This is a genomic window from Pseudonocardia wallangbongensis, from assembly GCF_054486945.1.
Genome location: NZ_JBRERS010000005.1, coordinates 23,033 through 36,716 on the forward strand (window position 1 = coordinate 23,033; position 13,684 = coordinate 36,716).

Annotated in this window: 16 protein-coding genes; 15 read left to right on the forward strand and 1 reads right to left on the reverse strand. The window is 72.6% G+C overall.

Going from position 1 to position 13,684, the window contains the following annotated elements; genetic code table 11:
• Window positions 1-3: 3 nt before the first annotated feature.
• The 5 genes from ACU436_RS19080 (at window position 4) to ACU436_RS19100 (ending at window position 3,420) form a co-directional block, all read left to right on the forward strand.
• A complete protein-coding gene (locus ACU436_RS19080) occupies window positions 4-1,047 on the forward strand; it encodes an ABC transporter substrate-binding protein (protein ID WP_459027094.1) in 1,044 nt (347 codons plus the stop codon).
• 76 nt (window positions 1,048-1,123) lie between these two features.
• Window positions 1,124-1,531: a helix-turn-helix transcriptional regulator gene (locus ACU436_RS19085; RefSeq protein WP_459027096.1), complete on the forward strand. Its 408-nt coding sequence runs from the start codon at window positions 1,124-1,126 to the stop codon at window positions 1,529-1,531.
• Window positions 1,532-1,580: 49 nt separating this feature from the next.
• Window positions 1,581-2,381 (forward strand): alpha/beta fold hydrolase, encoded by an 801-nt coding sequence (locus ACU436_RS19090; RefSeq protein ID WP_459027098.1) that lies wholly within the window; start codon window positions 1,581-1,583, stop codon window positions 2,379-2,381.
• Window positions 2,378-2,812 (forward strand): VOC family protein, encoded by a 435-nt coding sequence (locus ACU436_RS19095; protein WP_459027100.1) that lies wholly within the window; start codon window positions 2,378-2,380, stop codon window positions 2,810-2,812. The genes ACU436_RS19090 and ACU436_RS19095 overlap by 4 nt, the downstream gene beginning before the upstream one ends.
• Window positions 2,813-2,829: 17 nt before the next feature.
• Window positions 2,830-3,420 (forward strand): carboxymuconolactone decarboxylase family protein, encoded by a 591-nt coding sequence (locus tag ACU436_RS19100; protein WP_459027102.1) that lies wholly within the window; start codon window positions 2,830-2,832, stop codon window positions 3,418-3,420.
• On the opposite strand, the gene ACU436_RS19105 is transcribed toward ACU436_RS19100, so the two are convergent.
• Window positions 3,385-4,542 carry an enolase C-terminal domain-like protein gene (locus ACU436_RS19105; RefSeq protein ID WP_459027104.1) on the reverse strand — a complete coding sequence of 386 codons (1,158 nt, stop codon included), beginning with the start codon at window positions 4,540-4,542 and terminating at the stop codon, window positions 3,385-3,387. The genes ACU436_RS19100 and ACU436_RS19105 overlap by 36 nt on opposite strands.
• Before the next feature lie 61 nt (window positions 4,543-4,603).
• On the opposite strand from ACU436_RS19105, the gene ACU436_RS19110 reads away from it, so the two are divergent.
• The 10 genes from ACU436_RS19110 to ACU436_RS19155 all read left to right on the forward strand — a co-directional run bounded on the left by ACU436_RS19110 (window position 4,604) and on the right by ACU436_RS19155 (window position 13,679).
• Window positions 4,604-4,948: a winged helix-turn-helix transcriptional regulator gene (locus ACU436_RS19110; protein ID WP_459027106.1), complete on the forward strand. Its 345-nt coding sequence runs from the start codon at window positions 4,604-4,606 to the stop codon at window positions 4,946-4,948.
• A gap of 77 nt (window positions 4,949-5,025) precedes the next feature.
• Window positions 5,026-5,631, forward strand: a complete 606-nt coding sequence (locus ACU436_RS19115; protein ID WP_459027108.1) for a TetR family transcriptional regulator — start codon at window positions 5,026-5,028, stop codon at window positions 5,629-5,631.
• Window positions 5,632-5,975: 344 nt separating this feature from the next.
• Window positions 5,976-6,500: a methylated-DNA--[protein]-cysteine S-methyltransferase gene (locus tag ACU436_RS19120; RefSeq protein WP_459027110.1), complete on the forward strand. Its 525-nt coding sequence runs from the start codon at window positions 5,976-5,978 to the stop codon at window positions 6,498-6,500.
• Between the two features lie 11 nt (window positions 6,501-6,511).
• Window positions 6,512-7,744, forward strand: a complete 1,233-nt coding sequence (locus ACU436_RS19125; protein ID WP_459027112.1) for a cytochrome P450 — start codon at window positions 6,512-6,514, stop codon at window positions 7,742-7,744.
• 60 nt (window positions 7,745-7,804) lie between these two features.
• Window positions 7,805-8,248, forward strand: a complete 444-nt coding sequence (locus ACU436_RS19130) for a hypothetical protein (RefSeq protein WP_459027114.1) — start codon at window positions 7,805-7,807, stop codon at window positions 8,246-8,248.
• 4 nt (window positions 8,249-8,252) lie between these two features.
• A complete protein-coding gene (locus tag ACU436_RS19135) occupies window positions 8,253-9,128 on the forward strand; it encodes an Fpg/Nei family DNA glycosylase (RefSeq protein WP_459027116.1) in 876 nt (291 codons plus the stop codon).
• Window positions 9,129-9,136: 8 nt separating this feature from the next.
• Window positions 9,137-10,342 (forward strand): sensor histidine kinase, encoded by a 1,206-nt coding sequence (locus ACU436_RS19140; RefSeq protein ID WP_459027118.1) that lies wholly within the window; start codon window positions 9,137-9,139, stop codon window positions 10,340-10,342.
• A 101-nt stretch (window positions 10,343-10,443) separates the two neighbouring features.
• Window positions 10,444-11,316: a S49 family peptidase gene (locus ACU436_RS19145; protein WP_459028141.1), complete on the forward strand. Its 873-nt coding sequence runs from the start codon at window positions 10,444-10,446 to the stop codon at window positions 11,314-11,316.
• A gap of 132 nt (window positions 11,317-11,448) precedes the next feature.
• Entirely contained in the window at window positions 11,449-12,321 is an 873-nt protein-coding gene (locus ACU436_RS19150; protein ID WP_459027120.1) for a LytR/AlgR family response regulator transcription factor, read from the forward strand.
• Window positions 12,318-13,679 (forward strand): hypothetical protein, encoded by a 1,362-nt coding sequence (locus tag ACU436_RS19155; RefSeq protein WP_459027122.1) that lies wholly within the window; start codon window positions 12,318-12,320, stop codon window positions 13,677-13,679. Before ACU436_RS19150 ends, ACU436_RS19155 begins: the two co-directional genes overlap by 4 nt.
• Window positions 13,680-13,684: the final 5 nt, after the last annotated feature.

Sequence of the window (13,684 nt, forward strand, 5' to 3'; positions counted from 1 at the left end):
CCCATGTCGTCACGACCGCACCGGTTGCTCGCCGTGCTGCTCGTCGCGCTGTCCGCGCTCACCGCGGGGTGCGGGGCTCTGGGGCAGGAGCCCGAGGCGGCGGCCGCGGACGGGCCCCCCATCCTGCGGATCGCCCTGCCCACCGGCGTCACGAGCTTCGCCAACTCCGACATCCTCGTCGCCCAGCAGAAGGGCTTCCTGGCCGACTACGGCGTCGCGGTCCAGATCCAGAACCTGAAGTCCGGCGTCTCGGTAGTGCAGGCCGTCGAGGACGGGCAGATCGACGTGGGGGCGGCCAGCATCGAGCCGGTGGTGAACTCCGCCGGGAGCGGTAAGGACACCGTCATCATCGGCGCCTACGCCGACCGGCTGTCCATCTCCGCGGTCACGCCGAAGGACATCCTCACCCCGGCCGACCTGCGTGGACGTCCGGTCGGCGTGCAGGAGGTGGGCGCGTTCCGGGAGGTCATGACCAGGCTCGTGCTCCAGCAGGGCGGGCTCACACCGAACGACGTGCAGTACGTGCCGGTGGACGCGCAGTCCTACACGGCGGCGCTAGTGGACGGCCGCATCCAGTCCGCCATCCTGCAGACCGAGCAAGCCGTCGCGGCGGCGCACGCCTACCCCAACCTGCACGTCCTCACGGACCTCGTCGACATCCTCCCGAACTACCACTATGGCGCGATCTTCGCGTCGCGGGCCTGGCTGGACAAGAACCGGGATGCGGCCAGCCGGCTGCTCACGGCCCTCACCAAGGCCCACCGGTACATGTACGCCAACAAGGCGGAGACGGTGCGGATCGTCGCCGACGCCACCGGCTTCGACGACTCGATCATCTCCGAGTCGTATGACAGGCTGCTCACGGAGCGGCAGGTCTTCCCGCTGAACACCGGCCTCGACAAGAACCGCATCAGCGCCACGGTCGACACGATGGGCCAGCTCGGGATCCTCGAGAACCAGGCGCCGCCGATCGACCGGCTGGTCGACACCGGGCCCGCCGACGAGGCCATCAAGAACCTCGGCGAGCTGCCCAACACCAGGCGTTGAGGCACGGCTGCACCAACAGCACCGGCGGGGACGGCGCCACCGCCGCCCGGCGGGAGACCTGAGTACCGTCGGCGCGGTGACGGCGCCCCCGGCCATCCCGCTCTCCCGGCACCTGCTGCGGGTGCGGGACCTGATCGACCGCGCCTTCGCCGGGCCGCTCGACGTCCCCGCGCTCGCGCGGAGCGCGTACGTCTCCGAGGACTACTTCAGCCGGTCGTTCAAGGCAGCCTTCGGGGAGACGCCCCACCGCTACCTGCTGCGCAGGCGGATGGAGCGAGCCAAGGCGTTGCTGCGGGCCGGCGAGCTGTCCGTCACCGAGGTCTGCCTCGCCGTCGGGTTCACCAGCCTCGGCTCCTTCAGCACCCAGTTCCGCCGGTTCGTCGGCGAGAGCCCGACGTCCTACCGGCGGCGGGAGCACGGCCACGACGATCTGGCCGCCATCCCGTCGTGCCTGGTCCGCCGGTACACGCGTCCCGCGGGTTGAGCGGTTTCGGAGAAGCCGCGACGCCGGTCCCGCCCATAGCGTTCCCGCCATGGAGACAGTGACTTCCCAGGACGGAACGATCATCGCGTTCGACCAGACCGGCGCGGGTCCGCCGCTGGTGCTCGTGGCGGGCGCGTCGTGCGACCGCGCCGTCGACGCGCGCATCGCGGAGGGCCTCTCCGCCCACTTCACCGTGCTCAACTACGACCGCCGGGGCCGCGGCGACAGCACCGACACCCCGCCCTACGCCGTCGAGCGCGAGATCGAGGACCTGGAGATCCTGCTCGCCGCGGCGGGGGGTTCCGCCACGGCGGTCGGCCTCTCCTCGGGAGGGGTGCTCGCGGCCCACGCCGCCGCGGCGGGCCTGCCGGTCGGGCACCTGGTGGTGTGGGAGCCGCCCTTCCGGCTCGACGCCACGGCACAGCGCGCCTCGCTCGAGTACGCGGAACGGACCCGTGCCCTGCTGGCCGAAGGCCGCCGTGGTGAGGCACTGGAGCTGTTCATGACCGTGGTCGGCCTACCCGCGGAGGCGATCGCCGGCGTCCGGCGGTCGCCGTACTGGGCCCTGGGCGAGGGTCTCGCGCACACGCTCGCCTACGACGCCGAGGTGATGGGCGACGGGAGCATTCCCCGCGAGCGCTTCGCCGCGATCACGGCCACCACGGCGGTGTTCACGGGCGCGGCGAGCCCGGACTGGTTCCGTGCCGTGGGCGAGGCCGCCGTCGACGCGATCCCCGGTGCGATCCACGCAGAGCTGCCCGGACAGACCCATGACGTCGCCCCGGACGCGCTCGCCACGGCCGTGCACGACTTCGTCGAAGCGCACGCGCCCTACGCTCGCCAGCCGTGATCACCGGATTCGCGCTGGTCTGCCTCAACGTCCTGGACCTCGACGAGGCGAAGCGCTTCTACGTGGACGTGCTCGACTTCGAGGTGGGGATCGACCGCGAGATGGACGGCTTCCGCTGGCTGACGGTGCACCCGAACCGCCGCCCCGACCTGCCGATGATGCTGGTCGTCCCGGAGCCGCCCGTGGTCGAGGAACCGATCGCCGGGCAGATGCGCAGCATGATCGCGCGCGGGTACCTGGGGCTCGGCGCCCTCGAGACGGACGACTGCCGGGCCACCTACGAGGAGTTGACGGCGCGGGGCGTCGAGTTCATCGAGGAGCCGGAGGAGCGCTTCTACGGGATCGACGCCGCGTTCCGCGATCCGTTCGGCAACCACTGGCGGCTGACGCAGCCCAAGAAGCTCGACGAGATCCGCGAAGGTGCTACGTAATCTGTAGCATTCGGAGGATGGAACCGCGACTCGCCCCGGTGTGCCCTCCTTACGACGAGGACGTCGAGCGGCTGCTCGGCAAGCTGATGCCGCCGGGGGCCGATCACGATCCGCTCCTGCTGTTCCGGGCGCTCGCGATCCACCGCGACCTCGCCGACCGGATGCGGCCGATGGCGTCCGGGCTGCTGAACAAGGGGCTGCTGCCGGCGAGGGACCGCGAGGTGCTCATCGAACGCACCACCGCCCGCGCAGGCGCCGAGTACGAGTGGGGGGTGCACGCGGTCGTCTTCGGCCCCTCGGTCGGGCTCGACGAGGCCGTCCTGGGGGCGCTGGCGACCGCGCCGTCCGACGACCCGGTCTTCGACGCGCGCACGCGGCTGCTGGTCACGGCGGCCGACGAGCTCGCCGACGACGGGGCGCTGACCGACGGAACCTGGCAGGGGCTCACCGAGTCCTTCGAACCGGCACAGCTGCTCGAGCTGATCATCCTCTGCGGGTGGTACCGGACCCTGTCCACGGTCATCAACACACTGCGCCTTCCGCTCGAGCCGTGGGCGGCCCGCTTCCCGCGGTCAGAGCAGCGAACGGAAGCGGGCGAACAGGCCTGACCTGCGCTCGAAGCCGATCCCGGGCGCATCGGGCGGCCGGACGGAGCCGTCCTCGACGACGGTGCCGTCCGCGAACCCGCCGAACGGCTGGAAGTTGTGCGGGTTCGCCTCGCTCCCACCGAGGCCCAGCCCGGCCGCGACGTGGAGCGAGAACAGGTGCCCGCCGTGCGGCTGGAATGCGCCGCGGCTCCACCCCGCCGCCTCCATGACCTGCACGATCTGCAGGTAGCCGGGCAGGCCGTAGCAGTGTGCGGGATCGAAGAGCAGCACGTCGCGGTCCGGCCGCAAACCGCCGTACCGAGCGAGGTTCCGCGCGTCGGAAGCCGAGAACAGCGGTTCGCCCGCGGCGAGCGGTGGGGCGTAGAGCCCGGCGATCCGCGCGTGCGCCGCGAGGTCGAGCGGGTCGCACACGTCCTCGAACCACCGGAGTCCGTACGGCGCCAGCGCGCCTGCGACGCGTTCTGCCTGGTCGGGGTCGTAGCGGTTCATGGCGTCCACCGCGAGCCGGTCCGCGCTCGGGAGCAGCGACAGGACGGCCTCGATCCGCTCGAGGTCCTCGGCGAGCGCCCGCCCTCCTATCTTGATCTTGACGTGGGTGTGGCCGCGGTCCAGGAACCCACGCACCTCGCCGGTCAGCCGGCCGATGTCGTCCTCGGGGAAGTAGTAGCCGCCGCCCACGTAGACCGGAACGCGGGCGGCGGAACCGCTCGCACCGGTCGTATCGGCGAGGAACGCGTGCAGCGGCCGGTCGGCGATCTTGGCCGCCGCGTCCCAGAGCGCCATGTCCAGCGTCCCCACGGCGACGCACCGCTCGCCGTGCCCTCCGGGCTTCTCCCCGCGCATCATGTGGTCCCACGCCCGGAACGGATCGATGGTGCCGCCCGAGGCCGCCGCCACCTCGTCCCCCGCGGCGACGAGGCGGGGCGCGAAGCGCTCGCGGATCAACCCGCCTTGCCCGAACCGTCCGATGGACGAGAAGCCGAACCCGACGACCGGCTCACCGTCGCGGAGGACGTCGGTCACCACCGCGACCGCCGTGGTGTCGAGGTCGCCACCGAGGGCGTCGCCGGGGGCATAGCGCGAGATCGGCACCGTCCGCTCCCGGACCTCCAGAACGCGCACCCGTGCCTCCTTTCGCTACGTACTTCGTAGCGCACGGGCTCGTGGGAGGACAATGGCGGCCGTGGACGACCGCGCAACACCCCTTCCCGGCTCGCCCGTCCGGGGATCGCAGACCGGCCGCCCGATCATGGCCGCCTTCGACCTGCTGGGCAGGCGATGGGCGCTGCGCATCCTGTGGGAGCTGCGGGACGGGGCCGTCGGCTTCCGGGCACTGCAGGAGCGGTGCGACGGCCTGTCGCCGACCGTCCTGAACACCCGCCTCGGGGAGCTCCGCGCGGCGGGCCTCGTGGAGCACGACGAGAACCGGGCTCATCGCCTGACCGCGGTGGGGGCGGACCTGGGTGATGCGATCGCACCCCTCCGCGCGTGGTCGGTGCGGTGGGCGGAGGCGGTCGGCCGCACCTGAACCGGCGGGTTGAAGATCGTTATGGATCCTGATGCTGTAGCTTGATGATGGAATGACATTCCATCAAGGGGTTCCAGTTGTCGACACGCACTCGGGCCGCTCGCGCCGGCCGCGCCCAGGCCACCCGGCAGCGGGTGGTCGCATCCGCGACCCCGCTGTTCGTGCGCGACGGGTACGTGGAGACGACGATGGCCGGCATCGCCGGCGCGGCGGGCGTGGCGGTGCAGACGCTCTACCTGTCCTTCGGCAGCAAGGCCGCGGTACTGGAGGCCGCGCTCGCCGTCGAGCCCGACGACCAGCCGAACGAGTGGCTGACGGGCGTCCGCTCCGAGCCGGCAGGCCCGGCGGCGCTGCGCCGGTACGTCGAGCACACGGCCGTGCAACTCGACCGCCGCTACCCGCTCGACGCCGTGCTCCGGGCCGCGGCGGCCGACCCCGAACCCGCCGAGCTGCTCGTCCGCACCCGGCGGGCCGCGCTGGCCGTGCACGCCCAGGCCGTGGACGAGCTCGCGGAGAAGCCGGGGTTCACCACCGACATCTCGGTGCAACGCGCCACCGAGATCACCGCGGCCCTGCTCTCGCACGAGACCTTCGGCCTGCTGGCGGTGACCCAGGGCTGGCCGCTGCAGGACTGGACGGACTGGGCCGCCCACCACCTGGCGGTCGACCTGTTCCCGGGGTGATCCCCAGGGGCGGGGCTGGCTAGCACCCGTCCAGGGTTGCCGGGTGGTGGGGCGCGCGGCGCCACCGGAGGTGGCTTCTCCATGATCACCTGGGCGTGGCCGCCCTTGGGTGGGCGTTGTGGCGGATGTCGGTCCGATCATGATGCGTTGATCGTTGCGAGATCCCGCTCAGCGCCGTCCGGGGGGGGGGCAGGTGCGCGCAGCTCGGAGCGATCAACGAGGAGGCGGGTGCCACGGGACCGCCGATCGAGCACGGGTCCCGCGAGCGGCCGCGCCCGGCGCCGCGGGTGCGCCAGCGGCCCGAGGGCCTTCGAACTGTCGGAGAGCCGCGGCACACTGTCGGCATGGCCATCGTTCGCACCGTGCTCGACGCGCCCGGGCCGATGGGCGGGCTCACCATCGGCGTCACGCCCCGTGGTCTCGCGCTCGTCGCCTTCGGCCACGTCCCCGAGACCGTGGAGCGCGCGGCCGAGCGGCTGGGCGAGCCGCTTGCCGACGGCGACGGCGGGGCGGCCGCGACACAGCTCGCCGAGTACCTCGCCGGCACGCGGCGGGAGTTCGACGTGCCGCTCGACTGGTCGCTCACCGCGGGGTCGCAGCGGGTCGTGCTGCAGGCCCTGCACGACACCGTGCCGTACGGCGCCACCGTCACCTACGGGGAGCTCGCGGTCCGCAGCGGGCTCGGCCCGGCCTACACGGCGGCACGCGGCGTCGGGTCGATCATGGGGTCGAACCCGCTGCCCGTGGTGGTGCCGTGTCACCGCGTGCTCGGCTCGGACTCGCTGGGCGGGTTCGGCGGCGGCCGGGCCACCAAGGAGTGGCTGCTCGCGCTGGAAGGGGTGCTCACGCCCGCGCTCGATTTCGGGTAGCAAGTGTGTCCGTGACAGACATCGACGTCTTCGATCCGCGCACCTTCGGCCGGGGCGTGCCGCACGACGCGCTGCGCCTGCTGCGCGACACCGACCCGGTGAGCTGGCAGGAGGAGCCCGAGATCGGGGTCTGGCCCGCCGGGCCCGGCTTCTGGGCGATCACCCGGCACGACGACGTCAAGCACGTGCTGCGCACGCCCGAGCAGTTCTCCTCCGCGCTCGGCGCCACCCAGATCCGTGATCCGGACCCGGCCGACCTGCCGTTCCTGCGACGCATGATCCTCAACATGGACCCGCCGGAGCAGCTGCGGCTGCGCCGGATCGTCACGGGCACGTTCAGCAGGAGGCGGCTGGAGCGCTTCGCGGGTGTCGTGCGGGGGAGGGCCGCCGAGCTGCTCGGCGCCGTGGCCGGCCGGGGGAGGTGCGACCTGCCGCGTGAGGTCACCGACGACTTCCCCCTGCAGAACCTGGCCGACCTGCTCGGCGTGCCGGCCGCCGACCGCTCGATGTTGCTCGAGTGGACCAACCGCGTGATCGGCTACCAGGACCCCGAGCACGCCCACGTCGTCACCGACGCCGAGGGGAGGCCGGTCAACCCGCGCTCTCCCGCGATGCTCGCCGACATGTTCGGCTACGCCGAGCAGCTCGCCGAACGCAAGCGCGTCGAGCCGGCCGACGACCTGATGACCGCGCTGGTGGAGGCCGAGGTCGACGGCGAGCGGCTCACCGACGCCGAGCTCAAGATGTTCTTCTTCCTGCTGGTGATCGCGGGCAACGACACCGTGCGCAGCGCACTCCCCGGAGGTGTGCTCGCCCTCGTGCGCCACCCCGACGCCTACCGGCGGTTGCGCTCCGAGCCGGCGCTCCTGCCGTCGGCGATCGAGGAGCTGTTGCGCGTGCACCCGCCGGTGCTCACGTTCCGCCGCACGGCGGCCCGCGACGTGGAATTGCGCGGCAAGCGCATCGCGCGTGGCGACAAGGTCGTCGTCTACCACGTGTCGGCCAACCACGACGAGCGCCGCTTCGCCGACCCGTTCCGCCTCGACCTCGCCCGGGAACCCAACGACCACCTGTCGTTCGGGCAGGGCCCGCACCTGTGCCTCGGCGCCGCGTTCGCCCGGCTGCAGATGCGGGAGTTCTTCACGGAGTTCCTGCGCCTGCCGCAGGCGGAGCCCGACGGCGAGCCGCGCAGGCTCGTCTCGAACTTCATCAACGGGATCACGAGCCTCCCGCTGCGGTGGTAGCCGCCATCGGCGGCCGATCTGTGGGAAAGTTGGGGAAAACCAGCACTCACCACGGCGGGGATGATGTCTACGAGAACGATCGCCGGTGTCGACGGACGCATGTGGTCGGTGCGCCGCAACATCGAGTGGTCCCTGCCTGCCGTCGGCGACGACTTCGAGCACGACGTCGACGGCGGTCGCGGGGCGGCCGTGCTCATCCTGTCGGCGCTCTTCGTGTTCTGGCTGATCCTCATCGTCTGGCGGCCCGCGGGGGTGCACATCCCCTGGTACCTGTACGTCACCGCGGTGGTCGTGGTGGCGTTCTTCCCGATTCGCTGGTTCCTGCGCAGGCCGTGGACGATCGTCGCCGAGACCGCGGGCGGGTACGACCTGCCTGCGGAGCGGTGGACGGGCATGGTGCGCGGCGGGTCGAAGGCCAAGGAGGAGATCCGCATCATCGTGCGCCGCATCCGTACCCAGGGCACGCCGGGACACGCCGACAGCCCTCTCCAACCCGTCAACTAGAGCCGTGCCCGAGCTCCCCGAGGTCGAGGCGCTGGCCCACCACCTGCGCGAGCACGCCGTCTACCGGCCGGTCGCGCGCGTCGACGTGGCGAGCATGAGCGCCGTGAAGACCTTCGACCCGCCGGTCACCGCGCTGGCCGGCCGGGTGGTCACCGGCGCCGCCCGCTACGGCAAGTTCCTGTCCGTCGAGTTCGCCGACCGGCCGGACGAGCCGCTGCACCTGATCACCCACCTGTCCCGCGCCGGCTGGCTGCGCTGGCACGAGACCGCGTCCGCCACGCCGCCCAAGCCGGGACGGGGGCCGCTGTCGCTGCGGGTGCACCTCGACGCGGTCGGCGGGCCGGGGTTCGACCTCACCGAGGCCGGCACCCAGAAGCGCCTGTCCGTCTACCTGGTGCCCGACCCGCAGGAGGTACCGGGGATCGCCCGCCTCGGCCCCGACGCGCTCGCCCTCACCCGTGACGAGTTCGCCGCGCTGCTCGCCGGGCGCACCGAACGCATCAAGACCCTGATCGTCGAGCAGCAGGTGCTCGCCGGTATCGGCAACGCCTACAGCGACGAGATCCTGCACACCGCGCGCCTCTCCCCGTACGCCACGGCGGGCCGGCTGACGGTCGAGCAGGTCGACGGGCTCTACTCGGCGATGCGATCGGTCCTCGCCGACGCCGTCGAGCGGTCGGTCGGCCATGGGGCGGCGGAGCTCAAGGGGGAGAAGCGCTCCGGCCTGCGGGTGCACGCGCGTACCGGGCTGCCGTGCCCGGTCTGCGGGGACACCGTGCGGGAGGTGTCCTTCGCGAACAAGTCGTTCCAGTACTGTCCCGGCTGCCAGACCGGCGGCAAACCACTAGCCGACCGGCGGCTTTCACGCCTGGTGAGGTAGGTGGAGGTGTGACTGAGCTCCTGGGCAGCTCCACGGCGCTGCTCGTTGCCGGTGGCGTCATCGTCGTCATGATCGGGCTGCTGGTGTGGCTGATCATGAAGAACCGGCGCAACACCTTCGCCACGCCGCTGGAGCGCGCCACCTTCGCCACGCTGCACACGGTGGCGTTGGCCGCGCCGTCGCTGCGCGAGGGGCTCTCGCCGAACTCCGCGTCGTTCGCGCTGCCGTACCTGCGGCAGCTGCTCGACACGTGCGCGCTCGCCATGACCGACAACCGGGGCACCACCCTGGCCTGGGACGGCGAGGCCGACCAGCACGAGCCGGACGTCCGGTCGCTCGCCGACCAGGTCATCTCCACCGGACGCCAGCAGGTGCTCTCGCACACCGCCCTGTCCTGCGAGCACCCCAACTGCGCGGTCCGGGGCATCGTCGTCGTGCCGCTGGAGACCGACGGAGCGATCGTCGGCACCCTCGCGGCGCTCACCACGTCCACCGCGGGCCCGGTGCTGCTGAGGGCCTCGGCGGAGGTCGCTCGGTACGTCTCCAGCCAGCTGGAGCTCGCCGAGCTCGACGAGTCGCGCGCCCGGCTCAACCGCGCCGAGGTCAGGGCCCTGCGGGCGCAGATCTCGCCGCACTTCGTCTACAACGCGCTCACCACGATCGCCTCCTTCATCCGCACCGACCCGGTGCGCGCCCGCGAGCTGCTCATCGAGTTCGCGGACTTCACCCGCTACTCGTTCCGCACGGCGGGCGAGTACACGACGTTGCAGGACGAGCTCACCAACATCGAGCGCTACGTCCGGCTGGAGAAGGCCCGCTTCGGCAACCGGCTCAACATCAAGCTGCAGATCGCCCCCGAGGTCCTCTCCGTCGTGCTGCCGTTCCTCGCGCTGCAGCCCCTGGTGGAGAACGCCGTGCGGCACGGGCTGGGCGGCAAGCCCAACGGCGGCACCATCACGATCACCGCGGAGAACGCGGGCGCCGAGTGCGTGATCATCGTGGAGGACGACGGGATCGGCATGGACCCGGCACGCCTGCACGAGGACCTGGACGACGCCCACCAGTCCGGTGCCCACGTCGGGCTCGGCAACGTCGACGACCGGATGCGCTCCACGTTCGGCGACGACTTCGGCCTCGTCGTGGACACCGCGCCCGGCGAGGGCATGAAGATCACCCTGAGGGTCCCGAAGTTCCGCGCGGGCATCCGTGTTTGATCGTCTCCGCTCCGCTCCGGCGGCGCACGGCGCCCCCGCGCCCCGACCTTCTTGATCTTTGCGGCTGGCGCACAGCCGCGTAACGTGACCGTATGGACGTGATCCGCCTCCCGGACCGGCTCGCCTCCCGCCTGCCCGGGCGTCTCGGGGAACGGGGCGACCGGCCCGTCGTGTCGCTGCTCCGGCTGCACGGCGTGATCACGGCGACCACCGGTCCCGTGCCCCGCTCGGTGATCAACTCGGTGGCGCTGGAGAAGCCGATCGAGCGGGCGTTCGCTCCGGACCGGCTTGCCGCGGTCGCGCTGCTGGTCAACTCGCCGGGCGGGTCGCCCACGCAGTCGGCGCTGGTGGCCGACCGGATCCGCGGTCTCGCCGCGGAGAAGGGCGTGCCCGTGCTCGCGTTCTGCGAGGACGTCGCCGCGTCCGGGGGCTACTGGCTGGCGTGTGCCGCCGACGAGATCTACGCGCACGCCACGTCGCTCGTCGGCTCGATCGGGGTGATCAGCCACGGCTTCGGGCTGGACGGGCTGATCGAGCGGTTCGGCGTGCAGCGCAGGCTCTACACGGCGGGCAACGCGAAGTCGCGGCTCGACCCCTTCCTGCCGGAGAAGCAGGACGACGTCGACTGGCTGCGTGACCTGCAGGGCCAGCTGCACACGATGTTCCAGGACTGGGTCGTCGCGCGGCGCGGTGATCGCCTGCGCGAGAAGGACGAGCTGTTCACGGGCGAGATCTGGACCGGGGCGAAGGCCGTCGAGCTCGGGCTCGTCGACGGGCTCGGCACGCCGAGGGCGGTGCTCTCGGAGCGCTTCCCGGACGCCGACCTCGTTCCGGTCGAGGGGCGCAAGCCGCTCCTCGCGCGGCTCGGGTTGACGCCGCCCGCGGCTGCGACCAGCGTGATCAGCACGGATGCCCTGCTGGGATTTGCCCAGGCGGCCGAAATACGTGCCGCGTGGGCGCGGTACGGTTTGTAGCGCGGTGTGACCGGACGAACCCGATTGGTGCTGGACTCTGGCACTCACACGGATTCGCCGTCACCATGGTCGACGGAGCTGGGGCAGGGCGTCCCGGCCCCGGCCCCCGGACACACGCAGGATGAGGAGATCGTGGACAGCAACGACAGCTCCGGCGGCCTGGTCGTCCTCGCGGTGGACGACGAGCTGCCGGCTCTCGAAGAACTGGCCTACCTGCTGAGCGAGGACCCCCGCGTAGGCACGGTGCTCAAGGCATCGGACGCCACAGACGCACTCCGCATCCTGAACAGCCGGCAAGGTGTCCGTGAGGCCGCCACGGCCGGTCCGGGCATCCGTGGGCTCTCCGACCCGGTGAGCGGCACCCGGGTGGCCGACCGCACCCACGTCGAGATCGTGTTCCTCGACATCCGCATGCCCGGCCTCGACGGTCTGGAGCTGGCGCGGGTGTTCTCGTCGATGGCCGTGCCGCCGTCCGTCGTGTTCGTCACGGCCCATGACGACCGGGCCGTCGACGCGTACGAGGTCGGGGCGGTGGACTACCTGCTCAAGCCCATCCGCTCCGAGCGGCTGGCCGCCTCGATCGACCGCATCCTCGCCAACCGCGCCGCCATGGTGGCCGAGCCGCAGCCGGAGCAGAGCACCGAGGACGAGGTCATCCCGGTCGAGCTCGCCGGCACCACGAAGCTCGTGCCGCGCTCGGCGGTCCGGTACGTGGAGGCGCAGGGCGACTACGCCCGCCTGCACACCAACGAGGGCAGCCACCTCGTGCGCATCCCGCTCTCGGTGCTCGAGGACCGCTGGCGCGAGGCCGGCTTCGTGCGCATCCACCGCTCGTTCCTGGTGGCGCTGCCGCTGGTCACGGAGCTGCGGCTGTCCGGATCCGGGTACGTCGTCCGGGTCGGCACCGGCGCGGACTGCGCCGAGCTCCCGGTGAGCCGGCGCCACACCCGCGAGCTGAAGGACCGGCTCGTCCGCGCGACGAAGCAGGCGTGGAGCCAGCGGTGACCACGTTCACCGACGGCAACCCGCCGTCGGTGACCCCGGAGCCGGACGACGACGGCTCCGTCCCGCACCGCGCCGAGGCGCCCGACGTGGATCCGGACACCGGGTCCGCCTGGCTGCACGACGAGATCCAGCGCCGCATCGCCGACGGCGTTGCCGCGGGCGGGGGACGGCACGCCCGTCGCGGCGAACCAACGTCCGCGGGCTCGGTGGAGTACGTGGCGCGGCACTCCGTCGCCACTCCCGGCCCCGGCGCGCCGCGCCCTGGCCCGGTGGGCGGGCAGATGTCGCAGGCGAGCGAGCTCCTGCGGCGCGAGCGCACGGAGGGCACCACCGCTCAGCCGGTCTGGTCGGGCCCGCCTACGCGGCCGGACGAGAACCGGTCCGAAGCGGCACCGCCCGAAGCGGCGGCGGCGCCGCCGGGGACAGCTCCAGGGAATGCACCGCCCGGGCCGGCGCCGCCCGGACCGCCGGATCGGGACGGCGGGGTGCGCCCCGTCCGCCCGGGCGTCGCCGCGGCCGCCGCGATGCGGGGTGCCGCTCGCGGGCGGGCCCGCGCGGCCACGGGTCCCGCGACCGCGCCCGTCGCCCCGGTCCAGCCGGTGGCCGTCGCCCCGGCACCTCAGAGCCCGGCCGACGCACCGCCGCAGGACCCGTCGGCCACCGCGCCCGTCGAGACCACCCCCGCAGACGCCGCGCCGGTGGACACCACCCCGGGCCCCGTCGCCGAACCTGCGGGGCCCATGCCCGCTCCGTCTCCCGCCGCACCGGACGAGGCCGTCGGGCCGTCCGCGCCCACCGCGCCCCGGCTTCCCGCCACCATCCCGGATCCCGACGTGGCCGAGCACACCGCACCGGTCCGGGCCGTCCGGAAGCCGTCCGGAGCTCCGGAACGGGCCGGCTCGCCCCTCGGCGGGATCAGCGTGCCCGAGCAGCGGGGCGCCGAACTCCGGGGTACCAGGTCCCCCCTCCCGACGGCGGACCAGGAGGACCCCGAGGACCCCGAGAACAAGCGGGTGCGGGTGGTGCTGGCCGAACGCAAGGGCGTGGCCCGCCCGGTCCGCACCGTCATCACCATCCAGGAGAGCTCCGGCGTCGGGGAGCTGCTGCGCAGGAACCTGATCGGGTCGCAGCTGGCCATCGCCCTCCGGTTCGCGATCGGCGCCGGCCTCACGCTGGGGCTGTTGCCCCTGCTGTTCGCGATCGTCCCGGAGATCGGGCGGGTGGAGGTGCTCGGGATCCGCCTGCCGTGGCTCCTGCTCGGGGTGCTCGTCTACCCGTTCCTGTTCGGGCTCGGGCTGTGGCACACGCGCACCGCGGAGCACCTCGAGCAGGACTTCGCCGAGACCGTCCAGGACTGACGGTC

Coding starts and splice junctions, on each gene's coding strand:
- ACU436_RS19080 (WP_459027094.1), top strand. CDS start 4: ATGTCGTCACGACCGCACCGGTTGCTCGCCGTGCTGCTCGTCGCGCTG.
- ACU436_RS19090 (WP_459027098.1), top strand. CDS start 1,581: ATGGAGACAGTGACTTCCCAGGACGGAACGATCATCGCGTTCGACCAG.
- ACU436_RS19100 (WP_459027102.1), top strand. CDS start 2,830: ATGGAACCGCGACTCGCCCCGGTGTGCCCTCCTTACGACGAGGACGTC.
- ACU436_RS19120 (WP_459027110.1), top strand. CDS start 5,976: ATGGCCATCGTTCGCACCGTGCTCGACGCGCCCGGGCCGATGGGCGGG.
- ACU436_RS19130 (WP_459027114.1), top strand. CDS start 7,805: ATGATGTCTACGAGAACGATCGCCGGTGTCGACGGACGCATGTGGTCG.